Raw genomic sequence first — 23888 nt, forward strand, 5'->3', positions numbered from 1 at the left:
TCGTTCCACCCTCTGTTAACGAGTCGACTCGCCGTGTTAACCCGAGCACCCGGATGGCCCAACCCCACGTGGAGGTCACGGATGGACATGCACGTGCACGACCGCCGGCGCTTCCTCGCCCTGACCGCCGCGGCCGCGGCGACGCCGCTGCTCGCGGCCTGCGGGGCCGGGTTCGGCGGTGACGACGACAAGAGCGACGGCTCGGCGGCGGACGACGTCACCGGCTCCTTCGACTGGAAGCGGGAGAAGGGCACGACCGTCAAGGCGCTGCTCAACAAGCACCCGTACACGGACGCGCTCATCGCCGACCTGAAGTCCTTCACCGAGAAGACCGGCATCAAGGTCGAGTACGACGTCTTCCCCGAGGACAACTACTTCGACAAGCTCACCGTCGACCTGTCCAGCGGCCGGGCCTCGTACGACGTCTTCATGCTCGGCGCGTACATGGTCTGGCAGTACGGGCCGCCCGGCTGGCTGGAGGACCTCGGCCCCTGGATGCGCAACTCCGCGGCGACCGGCGCCGAATGGGACCAGGCCGACTTCTTCCCGAACCTCCTCCAGGCCGACCAGTGGTCCCTGAAGGCGGGCGCGCCGCTCGGGCAGGGCGGACAGTACGCGCTGCCGTGGGGCTGGGAGACCAACGTCGTCGCCTACAACACGGACGTCTTCAAGAAGCTCGGCCTCAAACCCGCCGAGACCTTCGACGAGCTGCGCGAGACCGCCGGGGCCATCAAGCAGAAGGCGCCGGGCGCGGGCTTCGACGGCATGTACGGGATAGCCGTACGGGGATCGAGGAGCTGGGCGACCATCCACCCGGGCTTCATGACGATGTACGCCCGCAACGGGCTCAAGGACTTCACGGTCGAGGGCGGGAAGCTCACACCGGCCATGAACAGCCCCGAGGCCGTCGCGTTCACCGAGGACTGGGCCGGCATGGTCAAGCAGGGCGGGCCGCCGTCCTGGACGTCGTACACCTGGTACCAGTGCTCGAGCGACCTCGGCGCGAAGAAGGCCGGGATGCTGTTCGACGCGGACACGGCCGCCTACTTCCAGGCGGTCGAGGGGGCGAGCCCGGCCTCCGGGAAGATCGCCTTCCACCCCGGTCCGAAGGGACCGGACGGGTCACTCGCCACCAACATGTGGATCTGGTCGCTCGGTATGAACGCCAAGAGCAAGAAGAAGAGCGCCAGTTGGCTGTTCCTGCAGTGGGCGACCGGCAAGGAGCATCTGCGCAAGAGCGCGATCACGCACAACCACATCGACCCGGTGCGCAAGTCGATCGCCGACGACAGCGCCTACAAGGACAAGATGCGGCACCTGCCGGGCTTCATCGAGACCTTCGAGACCGTCGTCGACCAGACGAAGATCCAGTTCACCCCGCAGGCGCAGTTCTTCGACGCGACCACCAGCTGGGCCGCCGCCCTCCAGGAGATCTACGGCGGCGGCGGTGCCGAGTCGGTGCTCGACGGGCTGGCGGGCGACCTCGCCGACAAGGTGGGCTAGCCGATGGGATGGCGGCTCGCCCTGCGCCCGTACCTCCTGATCGTCCCCGCCCTGCTGTTGACCTGCGGAATCCTCTACCCCTTCGGGCTCGGCCTCTACTACACCCTGTTCGACTTCTCGGCGAGCAAGCCCCAGCCGGACATGGTGCGGTTCGAGAACTACGAGACCGTCTTCACGCAGGAGGCCTTCTGGAACTCGGCGTGGGTGACGGTGCTGTACGCGGTGGGGGCAGCCGCCGTCGAGACGGTCCTCGGGGTCGCCGTCGCCCTGCTGCTGCACCGGTCGTCGCTGGTCGGACGGGTGCTGGAGAAGATCCTCATCCTGCCGCTGATGATCGCGCCGGTGATCGCGGCAATCATCTGGAAGCTGATGCTCCAGCCGTCGGTGGGGGTGATCAACTACCTGCTGAGACCCTTCGGGCTCGGCGGCGTCCAGTGGACGGACACACCGACCGGCGCGCTGCTGTCGTCGATCGCCGTGGACGTCTGGGTCTACACCCCGTTCGTGGCGATCCTCGCCCTGGCCGGCCTGCGTTCGCTGCCGACCTCACCCTTCGAGGCCGCGGCCGTCGACGGGGCGGGCTGGTGGTACACCTTCCGGCGGCTGACGCTGCCGATGCTGTGGCCGTACGTCCTGGTGGCGGTGATCTTCCGGTTCATGGACTCGCTGAAGGTGTTCGACATCATCTACGCCCTCACGGAGGGCGGGCCGGGCGACTCGACCGTCGTGCTCCAGATCCGGGCCTACCTGGAGGCGATCCGCTTCCAGCGGTACTCGTTCGGGATCAGCTACACGATCGTGCTGTGGGCCGTGGTGTATCTGGCCGCGATGGTGCTGGTGAAGCACCTGGGGAAGATCCAGCGGAAGGCCGCGGAAGTCAAATGACCGTCAAGAAACGCCTGTTGGGGTGGCTGGCCGACGCCGCCCTCATCCTCTACTTCGTCTTCGCGCTGTTCCCGATCGCCTGGATGGTGATCCTGTCGCTGAAGCCGACGAACCAGCTCTTCTCCACCTACTTCTCCTTCTCCCCCACCCTCGACGGCTACCGCACGGTCCTCGGCGACAGCGAGGGCATCCCGTTCGTGCGGTTCTTCGTCAACAGCCTGGTGGTGTCGGTGGGAGCGGTCGTGCTGTCGCTCCTGGTCGGGCTGCCGGCCGCGTACGCCTCCGCGCGCTGGCGGTTCAAGGGCTCGGAGAACCTGATGTTCACGCTGCTGTCGTTCCGGTTCGCACCCGAACTCACCGTGATCATCCCGCTGTTCGTGCTCTACCAGAAGCTCGGACTGTTCGACACGTACGTCGGCATGGTGTGGGTGCTCCAGCTGGTCACGCTGCCGCTGATCGTGTGGATCATGCGGTCGTACTTCGCCGACCTCACGCCAGAACTGGAGCAGGCGGCACTGCTGGACGGCTACACCCGCAAGCAGGCGTTCGTGAAGGTGGCCCTTCCGCTGGTGAAGCCGGGAGTGGCCGCCGTGTCCCTGCTCGCCTTCATCTTCGCCTGGAACAACTTCGTCTTCCCGCTGATCCTGACCTCCAACGAGGCGCAGACCGTGACCGTGGGCGCGCTGTCCTTCCTGGGCGGGGACCGGCCCAAGTACAACCTCACGGCCGCCGCCGCGCTCGTGTCCGTCGTACCGCCGCTGCTGCTGGCCCTCACCATCCAGCGGTATCTGGTGCGGGGGCTGTCGTTCGGGGCGGTGAAGTCATGATCCGCCTGCGGCAGATCCGCAAGACATTCGGCAAGGTCACAGCGCTGGACGGGCTGGAACTGGACGTGTCCGAGGGCGAGTTCTTCTGCCTGCTCGGCCCGTCCGGCGCCGGCAAGACCACGACCCTGAAGACCGTCGCCGGGCTGGAGACGCCCGACGCCGGCACGGTCGAACTCGACGGCAAGGACATGCGCGGCATCGAGCCCTACGACCGTGGCGTGGCGATGTGCTTCGAGAGCTACGCCCTCTACCCGCACAAGTCGGCCTACGACAATCTCGCCTCGCCGCTCCGCTCCCCCCGGCACCGCCTCCCCGCTGCGCAGGCCCGGGAACGGATCGGCGAGGTGGCCGAACTCCTGGGCATTTCGGCCCTGTTGGACCGCCCGGTCGGCCGGCTCTCCAACGGCCAGCGGCAGCGCGTCGCCCTCGGCCGTGTCCTGGTCCGTCCGGCCCGGGCCTTCCTCCTGGACGAGCCCCTGTCCCACCTCGACGCCAAGCTGCGCCAGCAGATGCGGGCCGAGCTGAAGGCGATCGGGGCGGTGCGGCGCACGACCACCCTCTACGTCACCCACGACTCCGTCGAGGCACTGGCGCTCGGCGACCGGATCGGGGTCATCCGGGGCGGGCGGATCGTGCAGACGGGGACACGGGAGGAGATCTGGTACCGGCCCCACGACACGGAGGTCGCCCGCGCCTTCGGGCGGCCCCGCATCAACCTGCTGCCGGGAGCCCTCGCGCCCGACGGGCCCTTCCGCTCGGCGGACGGCAAGGTCGAGCTGCCGATGCGTGCCGACGCCGCCCCCGGCACCGAGGTCCTGGTCGGCGTGCGTCCACGGGACATCGAGCTGAACGGCCGGGGACACGAGCTCACCGGCACCGTCTACGTCACCGAGGTGCTCGGCCGGTCCGTCGAGGTCACCGTCCGGCTCGGCGAGCAGCACGTGTCGCTGGTCGCCCCGCGCGGCGACGCGGCCGGCCTTCGACCCGACGATCCGGTCCGGCTGTCGGTCCGGCCTGAGAACCTGCTGCTGTTCGAGGCCGACCGGCCGGAGCGTCCAGGACGACGGATCGAGACACGATGAGCAGCAACCACAGCAGCGGTCTGCAGGGCCCCGCGGCGCGCCAGGCCGCCATGGCCGAGCAGGTCCTCGCGGACGGCTCGGCGACGGCCGCCGAGCTGGCCGAGCGGTTCGGCGTGAGCCTGATGACGATCCACCGGGACCTCGACGAGCTCGAACGGCAGGGAATCGTACGGAAGTCGAGGGGTGGGGTGACCGCGCAGCCGTCCGGTGTCTTCGAGTCCAACGTCCAGTACCGGCTGAAGACCATGCGGGCGCAGAAGGCCGCCGTGGCCGACCGGGCGCTGAAGCTGATCGAGCCCGGCATGGCGATCATGCTGGACGACTCCACCTCCACCCTGGAGATAGCCCGCAGGCTGCGGCTCGGGGAGGTGACCCCGCTGACGGTCGTCACCAACTTCCTGGAGGCCATCAACCTCCTCTCCGACCAGCGCGGCATCCACCTCATGGCCCTGGGCGGCGACTACGACCCGCTGCACTCGTCCTTCCTCGGCGTGTCCTGCGTCGAGGCGATCGAGCAGCTGCGCGTGGACGTCTGCTTCGCGTCGACGTCGGCCGTGCGCGGGGGGTACGCCTACCACCAGGAGCAGCACATCGTGTCGGTGAAGCGGGCCATGCTCGACGCGGCCGCCCGCAACATCCTGCTGATCGACCACACCAAGCTCGCCCGCGTCGCCCTGCACCGGGTGGTCCCCCTCTCCCGCTTCGACCTGCTCCTCGTGGACGACGGGGCGTCGGCGGAGGCGCTGCGGGACCTGGACGAGCACAAGGTCCGTTACGAGGTATGCGCGACGAAGGGCAGCGATGACCGAGCTGGAGCTACGTGATCTGCGCAAGACCTTTTCGGCACGGGGCCGCCCCGCGGTGGACGCCGTGCGCGGCATCGACCTCGCGCTGCGTTCCGGGGAACTGCTCGGCCTCCTGGGCCCGTCGGGCTGCGGCAAGTCCACCACCCTGCGCATGATCGCCGGGCTGGAGACGGTGACCGGCGGGGACATCCTGGTCGGCGGGGCGTCCGTGACCGCGCGACCGGCCCAGCAGCGCAACATCGGGGTCGCGTTCGAGAACTACGCCCTCTACCCGCCGCTGACGGTGGCGCAGAACCTCGCGTTCGGCCTGAGGGCACGCAGACGGGCGGACCGGGCCGACGTCGACCGCAAGGTCAAGGAGATCGCCGAGCGCGTCGACCTCACGGCCATCCTCGACGCCCACCCCGCCGGCCTCTCCAGCGGCCAGAAGCAACGCGTGTCCCTGGCCCGGGCCCTGATCCGCGAACCGGACGTCCTGCTCCTCGACGAGCCCCTGTCCCACCTCGACGCCGCCCAGCGCGACACGACCCGCCGCGAACTCAAGCGCATCCAGCGCGACCTGGGCCATACGACCATCCTGGTCACCCACGACCAGGAGGAGGCCCTGTCCCTCGCCGACCGGATCGCCGTGATGAAGGACGGCGTCATCCAGCAGCTCGGCACCCCGTACGAGATCTACGACAGCCCCGCCAACGTCTTCGTCGCGGACTTCGTGGGCGAGCCCTCGATCAACCTCCTCCCCGGCATCGCGGACACCGACGCCCACGCCCGCCTCTCCGAAACGGTGCGGATCGCACTGCCGGTGCCGGTGGCCGAGGGCCGGGAGGTGACGGTCGGCATCCGCCCCGAGGACCTGACCCTGACCGGCGAGGACGACGGCCTGCCCGCCCGCGTCGTGGCCCACGAACCGCTCCTGGAGTCGGGCATCGCGACGCTCACCCTCGACGGCGTCGACAACCCTCTGGTCGTCCTCACCGACCCCGAGGTCCGCCTCGCCCACGGCGACCGCGTCCACGTCGCCGCCGACCCTCACCTCACCCATGTCTTCGACGCCGAGACAGGAGACTCCCTCCGATGACCAACGGGAACATGCGCGTGGTGGCCGCGGGCGACCACTTCATCCTGCCGTCGCTCATCAGAGAGGCACTGGAGCGCGACCTCACCTGCGAAGTCGCCGAGTTGACCCTCGGCTGGCCACTGGACCCCTTCGGCCCCGTGTCGGAGGTGACGGAGGCCAGTGACGCCGAGGACGAGCTGATCGAGGCGCTCGCCGGGGCGCAGGTGCTGGTCACCCAGATGGGCCCGGTCACGGAACGCGTCCTCGACGCCTGTCCCGACCTCCGTCTGGTCGTCGTCTGCCGGGGCGGCCCGGTGAACGTCAACCTGGACGCGGCCAAGCGGCACGACGTCCGGGTCTGCTACGCGCCCGGCCGCAACGCCGCCGCCACCGCCGAGTTCACGGTCGGCCTGATGCTGGCGGCCCTGCGCCGCATCCCGCAGGCCCACGACCTCCTTGCCCGGCAGGGCAGTTGGGAGGGGGCGACCTACTACACCTACGAGCACAGCGGCCTGGAACTGGAGGACCTGCCGGTCGGCCTGGTCGGCTACGGGGCGGTGGGCAGCCGGGTGGCACGCGTGCTGGGCGCGTTCGGTGCACGGGTCATGGTCCACGACCCCTACGTCCACGGCGAGATCCACGGCCTACGGGTCGCCTCCCTGGACGACCTCCTGAGCGCCTCCCGGGTGATCACCCTCCACGCCCGCCTCACCACCGAGACCCGGGGCCTGATCGGCACCCGCGAACTCGCCCTGCTCCCGCAGGGCGCGGTGGTGGTCAACGCGGCCCGCGGCCCACTCCTGGACGAGGACGCCCTGTGCGACGCACTGGAGAACGGCCACCTGTCGGCGGCGGCCCTGGACACCTACGCCCAGGAGCCGCTCCCTCCGACCTCCCGCCTGCACGCCCTGGCCGACCGCGTCGTCCTGACCCCCCACCTGGGCGGCGCGTCCCGCGCGGTCGCGGAGAAGGCGGCCCGCATCGCCGCCGGGGAAGTGGGCCGCTGGTCACGCGGGGAGCCCCTCGCACACTGCCTGACCTGAGGTGAGGTCCGCCCGGAGGCCCGGCCCCGGGTGCGAGCCCACCAACGTCCACCGGGCCGACGACACCGGCCGTGAGGGAGCCGTAGGGGCGCGCCGGTGTCGAGAGGGCTGGGGGCACCCCCTCTGGGGGAGCGCGGAGGCCCGAAGGGTCGAGCACGATCGCCCTCTCGACACCGGCTGAGGCGCCCCGAAGGCGACCGAACCAGATATTCGGCACGCCAGCTGCAAAAGGCACTGCACGGCCGACCGAGCCAAAGAGGTGGGTTGGAATGTACGTCGGTATCGATGTAGGCACGTCCACGGTGAAGGCCGCTGCCTTCAACGCCACGGGCCGTGAACTGGCCGTCGCCGCCCGCCCGGTGGACCTCGCCCTGCGCGGCGGGTTCGTCGAGCAGGACATGGAGGAGGTGTACGGGGCGGTCGTGGCCGTCCTTCGCGAGGTCACCGAACAGGTGCCGGAGGAGATCGAGCTGGCCGGCCTGACCGGCCAGGGCGACGGCGTATGGCTGGTGGACGCGGACGGACACCCCGTGCGGCCCGCCGCCTCCTGGATGGACGGCCGGGCGCACGAACTGGTCGACCGCTGGCTGGCGGACGGCACGTTCGAGACGGTGTTCCGGCGGACGGGCGGCGCGATGTTCCCGGGGTCTCCGGGACCGCTGCTGGCCTGGCTGGACAGTCACGAGCCGAAGGCTCTGGATGCCGCGGCCGTCGCCCTGTACTGCAAGGACATGGTGTTCCAGCGGCTGACGGGTGCAGCCCCGACGACGGACGTGTCGGACGCCTCGATGCCCTTCCTGGACCCGCGGACACGGACGTACGACAACCGGGTCGTCGAACTCCTCGGCCTGACCCACCGCCGCGGCCTCCTCGCCCCTGTCAGCGACCCGGTCGCGACGGCACAGACGCGCGGCGAGGGCCTCCCGGCCGGGACCCGGATCGCGAACGGCCCGTACGACCTGCCCGCCTGCGCGCTCGGCGCGGGCGTGACGTCTCCTGGCGACGGTCTCCTCATCGTCGGCACCTGTCTGGCCAGCCTGGTCGCGACCACCGACCTGGACCTGACCGGTGAGCCGGCCGGCCTGTTCATCAACACCGACCGCCCGGGCCACTGGCTGCGCGCGATGCCCGCGATGGTCGGTACGGCCGCGCTGGACTGGGTGCTGTCGACGACGGGCGTCCGGCACGAGGAGGTCGACGGGCTGCTGGCCGAGACCCCGCCGGGGGCGCACGGAGTGCGGGTGCTGCCGTACTTCGCGCCGTCGGGCGAACGCGCGCCCTTCGTCGAACCACGTCTGCGCGCCGAACTGACCGGTGTCTCCCTGGAGTCGACCCGCGCCGACCTCGTCCGGGCGACCTGCGAGGGCATCGGCTACGCGGCCCGGCACTGTCTGCAGGCGGCGGGTCTCACGGGGACGCTGGCCGTGTGCGGCGGCGGTACGCGCAGCCCGGCCTGGATGCGGCTGCTCGCCGACGTCCTCGGGCGCCCGCTGCGGGTCGTCGAGGGCGAGGTGGGCGCGCGGGGTGCGGTGCTGTCGGCGGCCGAGCGGTACGGGGTGGCGCTGGACGCGGAGGCGTGGACGCGGCCGACGGCGGTCGTCGAGCCGGACGGAGAGCGGGCGGCGTACTACGCGAGGGCGTACGAGGACCATCTGGCCCGCCTGACCGAGGCGCGCGACCGGGCACGACGTATCTGAAGAGCCGTACGAGGAAAGGGAGTTGCATGCATCCGAGACGTAGATCCCTGCTGCTCGCGGCCGCCGGCACCACGGCGGCCGTGGCCGTACCCGCGCCGGCGGCCGCCGGCCCCCGCCCTTCGACCCGGCCGGTCGTCATCGGCCATCGCGGCGCGGCCGGCTGGCGTCCCGAACACACGGCGGCCTCCTACACGTACGCCGTGCAGACCGGCGCCGACTGGATCGAACCGGATCTCGTCCCGACGAAGGACCACGTCCTGGTCGTCCGGCACGAGAACGAGATCTCGCAGACGACGGACGTGGCGTCGCACCCGGAGTTCACGGACCGCCGTACGACGAAGACGGTGGACGGGCGGTCGGTGACCGGCTGGTTCACGGAGGACTTCACGCTGGCGGAGCTGAAGACGCTGCGGGCGGTGGAACGGCTGCCGCTGGTCCGCAACCGCAACACCGTGTTCGACGGCCGGGAGGAGGTCCTCACCTTCCAGGAGGTGGTGGACCTGGCGCGCCGGCTGTCGCAGGCCTACGGCCGTACGATCGCCGTCTTCCCGGAGACCAAGCATCCGACGTATTTCCGCTCCATCGGCCTGCCGCTGGAGCCGAAGCTCGCGTACGTGATCCGTCGCAACCGGCTCGGCCCGCGCGAGTGCGTGGTGCAGTCCTTCGAGCCGACGAGTCTGAAGCGGATCGCGGCGGAGCGGCTGCGGGTGCCGCTTTGGCAGGCGCTGGGGACGACGGGTGGGCCGTACGACCTGGTCTCGGCCGGTGATCCGACGACGTACAAGGACATGATGAGCCCGGCGGGACTGGCGCGGATCGCCGAGTACGCGCAGTGGATCGGGCCGGACAGGTCGTCGGTCGCCGGTACCTCGCTCGTCTCGGACGCGCATGCGGCGGGGCTGCGGATCGGGCCGTACACCTTCCGCGCGGAGAACCAGTTCCTGCCGGCGGCCTTCCGGCGCGGTAGCGGACCGAACGATTTCGGGGACGCGTTCGCCGAGTACGCGCTGTACTACGGGCTGGGGGTCGACGCGGTCGTGACCGACTTCCCCGATCTGGCGGTGATGGCTAGGAGGGGCTGATGTTTTTCCGGGACAAGAACTGCCGTACCTGTCGCAGCATGCAGGTGTTCAGGAAGCTCGACGACCGGGAGCGGGCGGCGATCAAGGAGAAGCACGCCTTCACCGCCGACCTGTGGCGCTGCACGGCCGAGGGCTGCCGTTGGTACCAGCCCTGGCACCGGCAGAGCGACGGCGGCCTGCTCCCGGAGGAACTGAAGATCCAGGCCGCCGTCACGGAACCGGGGTGAGCCCGGGTGAGCCCTAAAGGTTGCTGAAGTCCGGCCCCTTCGTCCGCGTCCGCTTGATCTCGTAGAAGCCCGGCACGGAGGCCACGGCGAGGGTGCCGTCCCAGAGCCTGGCGGCGTCCTCGCCCTTGGGGGCCGGGGTGACGACGGGGCCGAAGAAGGCGATCTGCTCGCCGTCGGCGCCGGGAACGGCGATGACGGGGGTGCCGACCTCCTGGCCGACCTTGTCGATGCCCTCCTTGTGGGAGGCGCGCAGCTGCGGCTCGTAGGGGGTGCCGTCCCAGTGCTCCAGGAGGGACTCGGGCAGGCCGACGTCCTTCAGGGCGGCGGCCACGGTCTCCTTGCCGGGGCCCTCCTCCTGGTTGTGGATGCGGGTGCCGAGCGCGGTGTAGAGGTCGCCGAGCACCTCGGCGCCGTGCTCCTCCTGCGCGGCGATGACGACCCTGACGGGACCCCACGCCTTGGTCTCCAGCAGCTCGCGGTACTGCTCGGGCAGGTCGTCCAGCTTGTCCTCGTTGAGAACGGCCAGGCTCATCACATGCCAGCGGACCTCGATGTCACGGACCTTCTCCACCTCCAGCACCCAACGGGAGGTCATCCAGGCCCAGGGGCACAGCGGGTCGAACCAGAAGTCGACGGGGGTCTTCTCCGACATGTCTCTCCTCATGAGGCAAGCAGGTCTCAGCCGAATCTCTCGGGCAACACCGCTGCTCGCCCCGCCATTCCCCGGTGCCGTGGATCAGGGGCGCATGGCAGGATCAGGGCTGTCCGCATACTGAACACCACTTGAGGGAGTGCCGCTCGTGCCCGGTGAGAATCTGTCCCGCGACGAGGCCCGGGAGCGGGCCGCCCTGCTGGCCGTCGACGGGTACGACGTGTCCCTCGACGTGCGTTCGGCCCTCGACGAGGGGGACCCCGACGGCGGGGCGCCGCGCACCTTCCGCTCGGTCACCACGATCCGTTTCCGGTGCGCCGAGCCCGGCGCCACCAGCTTCGCGGACCTGATCGCGCCGAGCGTGACGGCCGTCTCCCTCAACGGCAGGGACCTGGACCCGAGCGAGGTCTTCGACGGCTCGCGGATCGTCCTGGAGGACCTCGCCGCGGACAACGAGCTCGTCGTCGACGCACAGTGCGCCTACTCCCGCACCGGTGAGGGCATGCACCGCTTCGTCGACCCGGAGGACGGCGAGGTCTACCTCTACACGCAGTACGAGCCGGCCGACTCCCGCCGCGTGTTCGCGAACTTCGAGCAGCCTGACCTCAAGGCGCCGTTCCGCTTCGAGGTGCGGGCGCCCGAGGGGTGGACGGTGTGGAGCAACGGGGCCGGTGAACTCACCGACGGCACCTGGCGGTTCGCGGAGACCAAGCCGATCTCGACGTACATCACCTGTGTGGTGGCCGGCCCGTACCACTACGTCACGGACTCGTACTCCCGCACGTTCGCCGACGGCACGACGCTGCGGATCCCGCTCGGCGCGATGTGCCGCAAGGGCCTCGCCCCGTACTTCGACGCCGACGACGTCTTCCTGGTCACCAAGCAGGGCCTGGACTTCTTCCACGACCACTTCGACTACCCGTACCCCTTCGGGAAGTACGACCAGGCGTTCGTGCCCGAGTACAACCTCGGCGCGATGGAGAACCCGGGGATGGTGACCTTCCGGGAGGAGTTCATCTTCCGCGGCAAGGTGACGCGGGCGTCGTACGAGGGCCGGGCGAACGTCGTCCTGCACGAGATGGCGCACATGTGGTTCGGCGACCTGGTCACCATGGAGTGGTGGGACGACCTGTGGCTCAAGGAGTCCTTCGCGGACTTCATGGGCACGTTCGCGAATGTCGGCGCGACCCGCTTCAAGGACGCCTGGATCACCTTCGCCAACCGCCGCAAGGCGTGGGCTTACCGCGCCGACCAGCTGCCGTCCACGCACCCGATCACCGCGGACATCCGCGACCTGCAGGACGCGAAGCTCAACTTCGACGGCATCACGTACGCGAAGGGGGCCTCGGTCCTGAAGCAACTCGTCGCGTACGTCGGCCAGGACGCGTTCCTGGAGGGTGCGCGGCGCTACTTCAAGCGGCACGCGTACGGCAACACGCGGCTCGGTGATCTGCTGTCTGTGCTGGAGGAGACCAGCGGCCGGGACATGGGCGTCTGGGCGCGCTCCTGGCTGCAGACGGCGGGCGTGAACTCGCTGACCCCGCAGGTGCTGCTGGACGCCGCGGGCCGTGTCGACGAGCTGGCGGTGGTGCAGGAGGCGGCCGAGTCGCACCCCGAACTGCGCCCGCACCGGGTGGCGGTGGGCCTGTACCGGCGGGGCACGGACGGGGCGCTGGAGCGGTACGCGCAGGCCGAGGTGGACGTCGACGGGCCGCGGACGGTCGTGGCGGAGCTCGCGGGGGCCGAGGCGCCGGAGCTGGTGCTGGTCAACGACGACGATCTGACGTACTGCAAGACCCGCTTCGACGAGACGTCCCTGGCCGCCCTGCGGGAGCACCTGGGCGCGCTGACCGACCCGCTCGCCCGTGCCCTGTGCTGGTCGGCGCTGTGGAACATGACGCGGGACGCGCTGTTGCCGGCGCGGGACTTCGTGGCGCTGGTGCTGCGGTTCGCGGGGCGCGAATCCGACATCGGCGTGCTGCAGATGCTGCATGCGTGGGCGAACTCGTCGCTGGTGAACTACGTGGCGCCCGGGTGGCGCGAGACCGGTGAACGGCTGCTGGCCGAGGGCGCGTTGCGGGAGCTGCGGGCCGCCGCGCCGGGCAGCGAGCAGCAGTTGGCGTGGGCGCGGTTCCTCACGTCGGTGGCGTCGGGGCCTGAGGACCTGGGGCTGCTGAGGGGTCTGCTGGAGGGCACGGAGAAGATCGAGGGGCTGGACGTCGACCAGGAGCTGCGCTGGGCGTTCCTGGAGCCGCTGGCCGCACATGGGGCGGCGGACGAGTCGGTGCTGGCTGCCGAACTGGCCCGCGACGACACGGCGTCCGGCAGGCGCCACCAGGTCCGCTGTCTCGCGGCCCGGCCGTCGGAGGCGGTGAAGGCGCAGGCCTGGGCGCAGGTCGTCGAGTCGGACGCGCTGTCCAACGCCCTGGTCGAGGCGACCATCTCCGGCTTCGCCCAGCCGTCCCAGCGGGAGCTGCTCGCGCCGTACGCCGGGAAGTACTTCGCGGCGATCGAGCGGGTGTGGACCGAGCGGTCCATCCAGATCGGCATGGACGTGGTCCGGGGCCTGTTCCCGGCGCTCCAGCAGTCGCAGGCCACGCTGGACGCGACCGACGCGTGGCTCGCGGCCCACGAGGACGCGGCGCCGGCGTTGCGGCGGCTGGTGCTGGAGGCGCGGGACGATCTGGCGCGGGGGCTGCGGGGACAGGCGTGTGACGCGGCGGCCGCCGACGCGTCAACCGCCGGATGACCTTTGGCCAACGATCACGGCCGTCCGTGACCGTTACGGAATTCAGGCAATAGCAGCCGTAACCCCTGGCCCCACCCGAACGGACCAGGGGTTTTCCGTGCCTACTCGGCATCCGAACACGCGTCCTTTAGTGCCATGTTGTCCGTATTTGTCGACGAGCGTGTAACAGCGGTTAAAGGGCTGATCCGACGCGGGAACCTCCCGGTCATGAACAACACCCCGGTCCCCCCGCTCTCCCCCCGCCCCCTCCGTCACCTCTCCGACGTACACCGCCGTGTCATGACGGCCGCACAGCTGAAGTCGCACGGCGTCGCGAACGCCGAGATGAACGAGCAGTGCCGCCCGGGCGGCCCCTGGCGGCAGATCCTCCCCGGCGTCTTCCTGCTCCACCCCGGCCGGCCGACCAGCGAGGAGCGCCTGCACGCGGTGCTGATGTACGCGGCACGGGAGCGGACCCCGGGTGTGCCGTCCCAGCCGAACGCGGGCGAGGAGCACGCCGCCCCCGGCTACCCCGATGCGGTGCTCACGGGCCTCGCGGCGCTGACCCTGCACGGCTTCTCCGCGACGCCGCCGCTCACCGCGCTGGACACGATCGACGTCCTGGTCCCTCGGATGCGCCGGCTGCGCTCCACCGGCTGCGCCCGGATCCTGCGCACCCCCGCGCTTCCCACGCCCCAGCAGGTGACGGGCCTCCCGGTCGCCCCGGTGCCGCGCGCCCTGGCCGACGCGGTGGCCGAACTGACGGACGCGGGCGCCGTACGCCGGCTGCTGACCGAAGCCGTCCGGGGCGGCCACTGCGAACCGGCCTCGGTGGTACGGGAGTTGAACCAGGCGAAGCTGCTGTCCCGCCCGCACGTCGTGGACGCGGTGGACTCCCTGCTCGCCGAGGGCCGCGCGATCGCGGAGGACCGCCTGTACGAGATGGTCCGCGACCACGGCCTCCCCGACCCCGTCTGGAACGTCGACCTGCGCCTGCCGGGCGGCCCCCACCTCGGCGGCCTCGACGCGTACTGGCCGGAGCACTCGGTGGCGGTCGAACTCGACACCCGGGCCCCGCGCCAGGGCGACCGGCAGGACGACGACGCCCTCTGGTCCGAGTACGCCCGCAAGCGCGAGCATCTGGAGCGCCTCGGCATCACGGTCGTCCACATCACCCCGAAGAAGCTGCGGGAGTCGATGGAACAGCAGGCGGCAGTGATCCGTACGGCACTGATGGCCGCGGTCGACCGTGATCCGGCCGCGTATGTCGTGGTGCTGCCCCGGTAGTGACGGACCGGGAAGGCAGCACCAGGAGGGGAGAGGAGGGGCCGCGGGGCCGGGGAGCCCGGCGGCCCCTCCTCATGTCGTCAGGTGAGGTTCGGCCCGCGCGTCCCGGTGCGTCCGGCCGCCGTGCCCTCTCCCGCCCCCTTGCCCGTTCCGCAGAACTCGGCCTCGACCACCGCCGCCGTGTCCCCCGACCAGTCGCCGTTGAAGTTGAAGGCGAGGGCGTGGCGGCCGTCGCGGGTCGTGACCCCCTCGGATATCGAGCCATGGATGCCTCCGCCATGGCCCCAGACCGTGACGCCGCAGGTCAGCTTGGTCTTCATCAGGCCGAGGCCGTAGCCGTTGGCCTCGTCGACGGGGATCGTCGTGGTCATCTCGGCCAGCTGCTCGCGCGGCAGGAGCTTGCCGCGCAGGAGGGCCGAGTAGAAGCGGTTGAGGTCGGCCGAGTTGGAGATCATCTCGCCGGCCGCGTAGGCGAGCGACGGGTTGATCTTCGTGACGTCGTACGTCGGGCCCGTCGCCGTCTCCGCCAGCTTGGAGTAGGCGCGGCTGCTGGGTCCCGGGACGCTCACGCGGGTGCCGGGGACGGACGTGGCGGTCAGGCGCAGGGGCTCGATGATGCGGTCGCGGACCTCCGCGCCGTAGGGACGGCCCGTGGCCTTCTCGATCACCATGCCGGCGAGTACGAAGTTGGTGTTGGAGTAGTTCCAGGACGTCCCCGGCTCGAAGTCCGGCTTGTGGGTCATGGCGAGCGCGACCAGTTCCGCGGGCTTCTTGGTGTCGTAGCGGTGCTCGAAGAAGCCGTCCTTGAGGAAGTACGTACGGCCGAAGTCGTCGTCCGCCGTGTAGTTGTAGATGCCGCTGGTGTGGTTGAGGAGCTGGCGCAGGGTGACCCGGCCGCCGTCGTGGCCGTTGCCCCGCACCACGCCCGGCAGCCACTCGTCCACGGTGTCGTCCAGCGACAGCGTGCCCTCCGCCTCCAGCTGGAGCAGCACGGTGGCGACGAAGGTCTTGGTGATGCTGCCCACCCGGTAGCGGTCGTCCGCCGAACGCGGCTTGCCCGTCTTGAGGTTGCCGACGCCCGCTGTCGCCGACCAGGTGCCGCGGCCGTCCTTCGCGGTCACCGTCACGCCGGGCACACCGGCGTCGACGGCGGCCTGCACGGCCTTGCGGGTCGGGCCGTGCCCCTCTCCGGCGGGCGCGGCCGCCATCGCGGGGGCCGCCAGGGCCACGGACAGCGTCACCGCCGTCGCCGCCACGAGGGCCATGCGGGTCGTACGTACGCTCATGTCTCTCCCCCATCTGTCCGCTCACTGCGAGCGTGGTCGGGGGGAGAGACCGGGCGGGTGCTGCGGAGGTTGAGGACGGGGCGGCGGTTGAGCGCCTTTCGGCCGTTGTGCTCAGGCCTTCCCCGGAACCGGTTCAGGCCTTCTTCAGGACCAGTTCCGTGTTGCGGTCCCCGCGCTCACCCGCGAGCGTCGAGCGCGCGCCGGGGGCGTTGAGGGACAGCTCGCGGTAGAGGGCGGCCAGGCCCGTCTGGGAGAGGTCCGTGAAGTCGGTGGCGTGCGGGGCCGAGGACTCGATCAGGGTGGTGAACAGCGAGATCGTGCCGTCCTTGTTGTCCACCACCTCGATGATCCGGGCGAGTTGGGGGAAGTCGACGTGGGAGGCGGTGGAGATCTCCCAGAAGGAGCGGCCGCCGGAGGCCGGGTGCGGGGTGATGACGTTCTTGTGGATGTGGCCGTTCACCCAGGCCAGGACATTGCGGTGACCGCCCAGCAGCTGGACCAGCTCGGCGCCGCCCACGCGCCGCTCGTTCGGGCGGGCCGGGTCGCGGCGGAGGTTGCCCATCGTCTTGCTGGTGTGGTGGCTGAAGATGATCGCGTACGAGTCCTTGTTCTCCCGCAGCGTCCGGTCCAGCCAGTTGAACTGGGCCGCCCCGATGGACCCTTCGTAGTGGCCGCCCGGGTCGGTGGTGTCGAGGCTGATGCCGATGACGTCGTCCGCGATCCGGAAGCTGTAGTACTGGGTGCCCGCGTCCAGGTTGGCCGTGGAGTAGCCGTGGCCGACGGGGCCGAGGCCGCGGAAGGCCGGGTCCAGGTGGGCCCGCACATAGTCCTTCGGCGTGAACGGCGCCCGCTTCTCGTCCGGCGTGACCGAGCGCATCGAGCGGGCGTGGGCCTTGAGGAAGTCCTTGAAGACGGTGCCCCGCGGGTCCTTGTCCTGCTTGAGGGAGTCCTGGAGCTTCTTGGCGTCCGCGGCGGAGACGTTCATCAGCTTCTTGCCGCCGACGGCCAGGTCGGTCAGGTAGGAGTCGCTGTGCGAGGCGTACGTGCCGAGCGGCATCGCGTCGTGGTTGCCGACCGTCGAGTACCAGGGGATGTTCAGGCCGGGGCTGCGTGTCTCGCGGATCGCGGCGGCGAGGAAGCCCTCGATGTGCGGGAAGCCGACCTGCTTGTCGGCGTCGCGGACACTGTCGTCGGCCTGCCAGTACAGCTTGAGGCCACTGTTCTGGACGCCCTCGTACTGCCGCGGGTCACCGGTGTTCGGGGTGACGCGGCCGCCGCTCATCACCGTGAGGAACCACTCCAGCTCGGACTTGCAGTTGTTGTCCGTGTTGTCGCCGGTGGTCATCGCGAAGTGGAGCGGGGCGCCGGTGACGGGGCCGCCCCGCAGCGCGTTGAGCCGCTCGACCAGCGCCACCGCGCCGGGCACGGTCAGCGCCTCCTGCGGCCGCCAGGCGTGCACGTCCGTCGAGCGCAGGTACTCCAGCCGCAGCGGGTGCTGGGCGTCGATCACGTGCAGGTCGGTGAGCTGCACGAAGGCGGCGAGCGCCGTACGCCGCTTCGCGCGGTCCGCCTTGGGGGCGGCCAGGTCGTCACGGACGACGCGGCGCCAGCCGGGGCCGTCACCGAGCCGGCGGAAGCCGGAGGTGCCGCGCGGGGTGGCGACGTTCGCGAGGGTGGTGCCCCGCGTGTACGGCGCGAGCGCGACCGGCAGCTTGCGGGAGGCGCCGACCGGGGCCTCGGCCGCGGCGTTGCCCGCACCGGCGCCCTGTGCGCTCGCGGGGCCGGCGGTGGTGGCGGCCTGGCTGTCGGTGGGCCGCAGGGTGTAACCGACCCCCGCGGAGAGGGTCACCGCACCGGTGGCGGCGAGCAGAGTACGGCGGTGGACCCCCAGCGCGGAGCTGGCGACAGAGCGTATGCGCGACATGGCGCGATCTCCCCGAGTGCGAACGCGTCGGCAGTGGTCGCGGGGCGCTCGCCGAAGCGAACATCCCGCTCACTGTGGATCGTTGGCACCGGGAATGACCTGCGCATGAACAGGGCGGCAACGCGCAGCGCCGATCACCGTACGTGGATCTTGGGGCACCCTCCGCGTTCACGGCCGCTCCTCGAACGGCCGGGACGCGGTCACTCCGTGTTCATCTTGCGGGGTACTGAAGCTACTTACCCGCCCTTCGGACGCGCCCCGCCGCCGGCCGTTCGCGCCACAGTGCCAGCCCCTTGTCGACCATGGAGACTCGGGTCAGGCCGGGCACGTCGTCCAGGGGATGCCAGGCCGCCATGTCGGTGGAGCCGTTGGCCTCGTAGCACAGGTCGCCGCCGGTGACGCGGGCCTCGTAGACGAGGCGGACGCCGTGGTGGTCGACGCTGCGGCCGAAGCGGGCCGGGAAGACGCGGTGGGAGGAGTCGAGACCGAGCAGGCCGGTCGGTTCGACGAGGTAGCCGGTCTCCTCCTCCACCTCCCGCACGACGGTGTCGTAGGGATCCTCGCCGTGTTCCATGCCGCCGCCGGGCAGCACCCATTCGAAGCCGCCGCCGGGGGCCGGGGACCGGGCGAGGAGGAGTTGTCCGTCACGCACGCAAATGGCGTAGGCCGCCACCCTCAACTTCTTCGGCACGTAGGGACATTAGAGGGCCGGGCCCGGATCGGCAGGCGATTATTCGGCTTGCGGGCAGCTTGCCCCTTGCGGGCGACTTGCTCACTTAAGCCCCTCTTGCCTCGAATGAACAGCGGGTTTCCCCCATACCTCCATTTCGATTGGGTCAACTCTTCCCAAACATCCTTCCCTTGCGTAAGGCTGTGCGGTCGTCCGGGTTCACATACCGGACGACCCATGCTCCTTATCTGCAAGGGATGCCGATGACCCTCACCCCCCAGCGCGAACCGAAGCCCGGCGCGAGACGCGTGGCCCGCATAGCCGTGGCCGCCGGTCTCGTCGCCGCGCTGTCCGCAGCAGGGCCGATACCCATGGCCCTCGCCGCGGACCCCGCGCCCGCCGCGGACCCGAGTGTCAAGTCCGCGCACGACAAGCTCGGTTCGGACGACGCCGACCTGCTCGCCGAGGCGAAGTCCGACGGCGACAAAAACGTCACGATGATGATCGCGACCGCGCCCGGCCAGACCGAGAAGGTCGCCGAGCAGCTGGACGCGGTCGGCTCTGTGGGCCGCACCTACGACAAGCTCGGGTACGTCCGGGCCACCGTCCCCACCGGCAAGGCCGACTCGGCCATCGCCGCCGCGACGAAGCTCTCCTCGGTGCACGGCATCGACCTGCGCGAGGAGATACCCCTGGACGACCCCGCCGTCGACACGAAGAAGTCGACGGCCGGCAGTACCTCGTACGCCGCTCCCTCCAAGAGCACCCCGGCCGAGAACCCGTACAACCCGTCCTTCGAGACGGGCTCCGTCGACTTCGTGAAGAAGAACCCGAAGGCGGACGGCCGCGGCATCACCATCGGCATCCTCGACAGCGGTGTGGACCTCGCCCACCCGGCGCTGCAGAAGACCACTACCGGCGAGCGCAAGATCGTCGACTGGGTCACCGCGACCGACCCGCTGGTCGACAACGACCGCACCTGGCGCCCGATGGTGACCTCCGTCTCCGGGCCCACGTTCAGCTACGGCGGCAAGACCTGGACCGCGCCTGCCGGTGCCTACCAGGTCAGCACCTTCCTGGAGTCGTACACCACCGGCGGCGACGCGGCGGGCGACGCCAACCGCGACGGCGACAAGACCGACTCGTGGGGCGTGCTCTACGACGCCGCGAACGGCACGGTCCGGGTCGACCTGAACAACAACAACGACTTCGGTGACGACACCCCGATGAAGCCGTACAAGGACGGCTTCCAGATCGGGTACTTCGGCACCGACAACCCGGCCACCGACGTCGCCGAGCGGCAGCCGTTCGTCGTGCAGATCCGCAAGGACGTGCCGATGGACCCGCTGGGCGGCGACTGGGTCGGCCAGAAGCGCGATTTCGTCAACATCGGCGTCATCGAGTCCGAGCACGGCACCCACGTCGCCGGCATCACCGCCGCGAACGGCCTGTTCGGCGGCAGGATGAACGGCCAGGCCCCCGGTGCCAAGCTCGTCGCGTCCCGTGCCTGCACCTGGACCGGCGGCTGCACCAACGTCGCACTCACCGAGGGCATGATCGACCTCGTCGTCAACCGTGGCGTCGACATCGTCAACATGTCCATCGGCGGTCTGCCGGCGCTGAACGACGGCAACAACGCCCGCGCCGAGCTGTACACGCGCCTGATCGACACCTACGGCGTCCAGCTCGTGATCTCGGCCGGCAACTCCGGCCCCGGCGCGAACACCATCGGTGACCCGGCCCTGGCCGCCAAGGTCATCTCGGTCGGCGCGACCGTCTCCAGGGAGACCTGGGCCGCCAACTACGGTTCGGTCGTGGAGAAGAAGTACGCGATGATGCCGTTCTCCTCACGCGGTCCGCGTGAGGACGGCGGCTTCACCCCGACGCTGTCGGCGCCGGGTGCCGCGATCAACACCATCCAGACGTGGCTGCCGGGCGCACCGGTCGCCGAGGCGGGCTACACCCTCCCGGCCGGCTACGGCATGCTCCAGGGCACCTCGATGGCGTCCCCGCAGGCCGCGGGCGCGTCCGCGCTGCTGCTGAGCGCCGCCAAGCAGAAGGGCATCGATCTGACGCCCGCGAAGCTTCGCACCGCGCTGACCTCGACCGCCGACCACATCAAGGGCGTTCAGGCGTACGAGGAGGGGGCCGGCCTCATCAACGTCCCGGACGCCTGGGACTCCATCCGTGACGGCGCGACCGCCCACGAGTACACGGTGAAGGCGCCGGTCGACACCGCGATCGACCAGTTCCTGAAGACCCCGGGCTTCGGCACGGGCGTCTACGACCGCGAGGGCGGCCTCAAGGCCGGGCAGAAGAAGACGTACGACGTCACGATCACCCGCACGTCCGGCGCGGACAAGGCGATCCGGCACGAGCTGCACTTCGAGAACAACGCCGGAGGCACCTTCAAGATCGTCGGCTCCGACGAGATCAGACTCGGCCTGAACAAGCCGGTCACCGTCCAGGTCTCCGCGAAGTCCTCCTCGGCGGGCATCAAGAGCGCGATCCTGGAGGTCGACGACCCGCGCACCGAGGGCATCGACAAGCTGGTCCTCAACACGGTCGTGGTCTCGGCGCCGCTGAAGTACACGTACTCCGCGTCCGGTACGACCCAGCGCAACAGCAACAAGTCGTACTTCGTGACCGTCCCCGAGGGCGCGAAGTCGCTGGAGGTCGCGATCGGCGGGCTCAAGGACAAGAGCCAGACCCGGTTCATCGCCATCCACCCGTACGGCGTCCCGTCGGACACCACCGGCACCCCGTACTGCTACAACAACTACCTCGACGGCAACGGCTGCAAGCCGGACGTGCGTTCCTACGCCGACCCGCAGCCCGGCGTCTGGGAGATCGAGGTCGAGTCGCGCCGTACGTCGCCGCTGCTCGACAACCCGTTCAAGCTGGACGTCACCGTCCTCGGCGCGGCCTTCGACCCGGAGACCGTGACCGTCCCCGAGGCCAAGGTCGGCACCCCGGCCGCCGCCTCCTGGAAGGTGACCAACAACTACGCCGCGATCGACGGCAAGCTGGCCGGCGGCCCGCTCGGCTCGTCGAAGGCGGCCCGTCCGACCATCGCCGAGGGCGCCACGCAGACCACCACGGTCGAGGTGCCCGAGGGCGCGACCTCGCTCGACGTCTCCATCGGCAACGTCTCCGACGCGGCCGCCGACCTCGACCTGGCCGTCTACGACGCGGCCGGCACCGAGGTCGGCAGCTCCGCCGACGGCGACTCGGAGGAGGCGGTCTCGATCGCCAAGCCGGCCGCCGGGAAGTACAGCATCGAGGTCATCGGCTACTCGGTGCCGGCGGGCTCGACGGCGTACGACTACCTGGACGTGTTCTTCTCCCCCGCGCTCGGCTCCGTCACGGTGGACGACTCGCCGGTGAAGCTCGGCACGGGTGCCACGGCCACGGTCGCCGGCAGCGTCACCGCGCTGGCGCCCGCGCCGGAGGGCCGTGAGTTCTTCGGCCAGGTCCAGCTGCTCAACGCCCGTGGCACGGTCGCGGGCCTGGGCAACGTGAAGATCGAGAAGGTCACGCCGTAGTGGCGTAGTACGGCTGCCGTACGGCGGTGAGGGCGGGCGTCCGGTTACGGGCGCCCGCCCTTCGCCGTCAGCAGGTGAGCCCCCGCGACTCGGCCAGCGAGCCGGTGATCCAGGCCCGTTCGGGGGCGATGTTCTTCTCGCCCACGGCCCAGAAGTCGGGCTGTCGGGCGCCCTGCGGGATGCCGATGAGCACCCGGTCGCCCTCGCGCAGGCCCGGGACGACGTTCTCGTCGACGACGAAGGCCAGCTCCTGCTCGCCCTTGCCCGGCTTGTAGTAGCGGGTCATGTGCAGGGTGACGCGGATGGAGCCGGATCCGGCGAGCTGTTCGACGGAGGTGGCCCTCCCCTCGGCCACCAGGCGGGAACAGGCGAGGTAGCGGGGGCTGCCGAAGGCGTAGCCGGCGGCAGCGGAGGCGTCTTCCTTCGCGGCGCTGCCGGAGTCCGCCCCCGAAGACATGCTGTCGCCGCCGCCGGCCTGTGTCAGCAGCCAGCCCATGCCGACCAGCACGGACGCGGCGGCCGCCACGGCGAGGCTGCCGAGGGCGACGGTGAACACGCGGCGCCGGGTGCGGGAGGGCTGTCGTGCGGGGGCGGGTTCCGGGGCCGGTTCGGGCGCCGGTGCCGCGGGCACCGGCTCGGTGAGCGCGTGCCCGATGATCCCCAGCTGCTCGCGCAGCAGCGCCACGTCGGCCGCCGCGGACCGGTGCTCCGCCATGAAGGCGGCGTCCACGCGGGCCTCGTCGGTGAGCGGCTCGCCGGTGATCGCGGCCATCAGCGCGTCGACACCGCCGCGCCCGTCGTCGTAGCCGTCGCGGCCGGTACGGCCTTCGTTCTCGGCGGTCACGTCACACCACCTCGTCCTCGTGCAGGCGGGCGCGCAGAGCCCGTACCGCCGTGTGCAGCCTGCTCTTGACCGTGCCCTCCGGGATGCCGAGCTCCTCGGCGATGTCGCGGACCGGAAGGTCGCCGTAGAACCGCAGGACCAGGACCTGGCGCTGGTTGTCGGGCAGTTCGTCCAGGCCCCGGGCGACGGCGAGGGAGAGCAGGCTGGTGTCCTCGCCGGAAGGGTGTTCGAGCTGGCGCAGGGAGGCGAGCCGCTCCCCGAGCCGCTCCTGGCGCTTCTTGGCCCGGTGCCAGTCCATGGCGAGGTTGGAGGCGACGACCGCCGCCCACGCCGACACGTCGCGCGGCGCCTCGCGGCCACTGGCGGCCCGCTCCAGCAGCCGCAGACGGACCTGCTGCACCCCGTCCGGCAGGTCCGTCTGCGGTACTCCGCCCAGGGCGAGCACTGCCCGCACCCGGCGCTCCTGGGCCGCGTCCAGCGGATCGTCCGGTACGTCCCGGACGGCACCGCCCCCCTGGTCGCGGCGGGCCCTTCTGCGCAGCACAGCCACCCCTCCCCTCCCCGTGTGGTGACTGTGACGCCGTGGTGCGCCAAAACGTTCGGCCGGATGCCCGGCAATTTTTCGGCGTCGGACGGAGTTGTACGTCACACCGCCGCGTAGCCCGGTCGCCGGTGGGCAGGCGAGCTTGCGGCGCCGGGCGGCCGTAGGGCGAATTTCTCCAGCTCAGCATGGGTGTGAGCCG

General features: G+C 70.7%; 19 protein-coding genes. 13 read left to right on the top strand and 6 right to left on the bottom strand.

Annotation, left to right across the window (positions count from 1 at the left end; translation table 11 throughout):
• The first annotated feature begins 81 nt into the window (after positions 1–81).
• The 10 genes from ACWGDB_RS30615 to ACWGDB_RS30660 all read left to right on the top strand — a co-directional run bounded on the left by ACWGDB_RS30615 (position 82) and on the right by ACWGDB_RS30660 (position 10209).
• Positions 82–1503, top strand: coding sequence for an ABC transporter substrate-binding protein (locus ACWGDB_RS30615; protein WP_453825389.1), 1422 nt, complete (start codon positions 82–84; stop codon positions 1501–1503).
• Positions 1504–1506: 3 nt separating this feature from the next.
• Complete coding sequence (locus ACWGDB_RS30620) at positions 1507–2388, top strand: carbohydrate ABC transporter permease (RefSeq protein ID WP_383613317.1); 882 nt, start codon at positions 1507–1509, stop codon at positions 2386–2388.
• Entirely contained in the window at positions 2385–3215 is an 831-nt protein-coding gene (locus ACWGDB_RS30625; protein WP_383613320.1) for a carbohydrate ABC transporter permease, read from the top strand. The genes ACWGDB_RS30620 and ACWGDB_RS30625 overlap by 4 nt, the downstream gene beginning before the upstream one ends.
• A complete protein-coding gene (locus ACWGDB_RS30630; protein WP_453825390.1) occupies positions 3212–4297 on the top strand; it encodes an ABC transporter ATP-binding protein in 1086 nt (361 codons plus the stop codon). Before ACWGDB_RS30625 ends, ACWGDB_RS30630 begins: the two co-directional genes overlap by 4 nt.
• On the top strand, positions 4294–5121 hold the full coding sequence (locus tag ACWGDB_RS30635; RefSeq protein ID WP_453825391.1) for a DeoR/GlpR family DNA-binding transcription regulator: 828 nt from the start codon (positions 4294–4296) through the stop codon (positions 5119–5121). The genes ACWGDB_RS30630 and ACWGDB_RS30635 overlap by 4 nt, the downstream gene beginning before the upstream one ends.
• Complete coding sequence (locus ACWGDB_RS30640) at positions 5099–6181, top strand: ABC transporter ATP-binding protein (RefSeq protein ID WP_453825392.1); 1083 nt, start codon at positions 5099–5101, stop codon at positions 6179–6181. The genes ACWGDB_RS30635 and ACWGDB_RS30640 overlap by 23 nt, the downstream gene beginning before the upstream one ends.
• Positions 6178–7203 carry a 2-hydroxyacid dehydrogenase gene (locus tag ACWGDB_RS30645; RefSeq protein WP_453825393.1) on the top strand — a complete coding sequence of 342 codons (1026 nt, stop codon included), beginning with the start codon at positions 6178–6180 and terminating at the stop codon, positions 7201–7203. The genes ACWGDB_RS30640 and ACWGDB_RS30645 overlap by 4 nt, the downstream gene beginning before the upstream one ends.
• Before the next feature lie 269 nt (positions 7204–7472).
• Positions 7473–8900, top strand: a complete 1428-nt coding sequence (locus tag ACWGDB_RS30650; protein WP_453825394.1) for an FGGY family carbohydrate kinase — start codon at positions 7473–7475, stop codon at positions 8898–8900.
• Between the two features lie 26 nt (positions 8901–8926).
• The gene (locus ACWGDB_RS30655; RefSeq protein WP_453825395.1) at positions 8927–9982 is read left to right on the top strand and encodes a glycerophosphodiester phosphodiesterase family protein; all 1056 of its coding nucleotides are present in this window, start codon (positions 8927–8929) and stop codon (positions 9980–9982) included.
• A complete protein-coding gene (locus ACWGDB_RS30660) occupies positions 9982–10209 on the top strand; it encodes a hypothetical protein (protein ID WP_453825396.1) in 228 nt (75 codons plus the stop codon). Before ACWGDB_RS30655 ends, ACWGDB_RS30660 begins: the two co-directional genes overlap by 1 nt.
• Positions 10210–10222: 13 nt before the next feature.
• Here the strand turns inward: ACWGDB_RS30660 and ACWGDB_RS30665 are convergent, their stop codons facing one another.
• The gene (locus ACWGDB_RS30665) at positions 10223–10861 is read right to left on the bottom strand and encodes a mycothiol-dependent nitroreductase Rv2466c family protein (RefSeq protein WP_427840983.1); all 639 of its coding nucleotides are present in this window, start codon (positions 10859–10861) and stop codon (positions 10223–10225) included.
• A 148-nt stretch (positions 10862–11009) separates the two neighbouring features.
• Between ACWGDB_RS30665 and pepN the strand changes: the two genes are divergently transcribed.
• Positions 11010–13610, top strand: a complete 2601-nt coding sequence (pepN, locus tag ACWGDB_RS30670; protein WP_453825397.1) for an aminopeptidase N — start codon at positions 11010–11012, stop codon at positions 13608–13610.
• A 207-nt stretch (positions 13611–13817) separates the two neighbouring features.
• Positions 13818–14876 (top strand): hypothetical protein, encoded by a 1059-nt coding sequence (locus ACWGDB_RS30675; RefSeq protein ID WP_453825398.1) that lies wholly within the window; start codon positions 13818–13820, stop codon positions 14874–14876.
• Between the two features lie 80 nt (positions 14877–14956).
• Here ACWGDB_RS30675 and ACWGDB_RS30680 read toward each other — a convergent pair whose 3' ends face one another.
• From ACWGDB_RS30680 to ACWGDB_RS30690, 3 genes are all read right to left on the bottom strand, one after another.
• Positions 14957–16162: a serine hydrolase domain-containing protein gene (locus ACWGDB_RS30680; protein WP_453825399.1), complete on the bottom strand. Its 1206-nt coding sequence runs from the start codon at positions 16160–16162 to the stop codon at positions 14957–14959.
• A gap of 133 nt (positions 16163–16295) precedes the next feature.
• Positions 16296–18086: a TIGR03767 family metallophosphoesterase gene (locus tag ACWGDB_RS30685; RefSeq protein WP_453825400.1), complete on the bottom strand. Its 1791-nt coding sequence runs from the start codon at positions 18084–18086 to the stop codon at positions 16296–16298.
• 232 nt (positions 18087–18318) lie between these two features.
• A complete protein-coding gene (locus ACWGDB_RS30690) occupies positions 18319–18777 on the bottom strand; it encodes an NUDIX hydrolase (RefSeq protein WP_453825401.1) in 459 nt (152 codons plus the stop codon).
• Between the two features lie 242 nt (positions 18778–19019).
• Between ACWGDB_RS30690 and ACWGDB_RS30695 the strand changes: the two genes are divergently transcribed.
• The gene (locus ACWGDB_RS30695; RefSeq protein WP_453825402.1) at positions 19020–22301 is read left to right on the top strand and encodes a S8 family serine peptidase; all 3282 of its coding nucleotides are present in this window, start codon (positions 19020–19022) and stop codon (positions 22299–22301) included.
• A gap of 67 nt (positions 22302–22368) precedes the next feature.
• Here ACWGDB_RS30695 and ACWGDB_RS30700 read toward each other — a convergent pair whose 3' ends face one another.
• A complete protein-coding gene (locus ACWGDB_RS30700; protein WP_453825403.1) occupies positions 22369–23145 on the bottom strand; it encodes a hypothetical protein in 777 nt (258 codons plus the stop codon).
• A 1-nt stretch (position 23146) separates the two neighbouring features.
• Positions 23147–23695, bottom strand: a complete 549-nt coding sequence (locus ACWGDB_RS30705; RefSeq protein ID WP_383624813.1) for an RNA polymerase sigma factor — start codon at positions 23693–23695, stop codon at positions 23147–23149.
• Positions 23696–23888 lie beyond the last annotated feature (193 nt).

The sequence above is a fragment of the Streptomyces sp. NPDC055013 genome, from assembly GCF_053608645.1.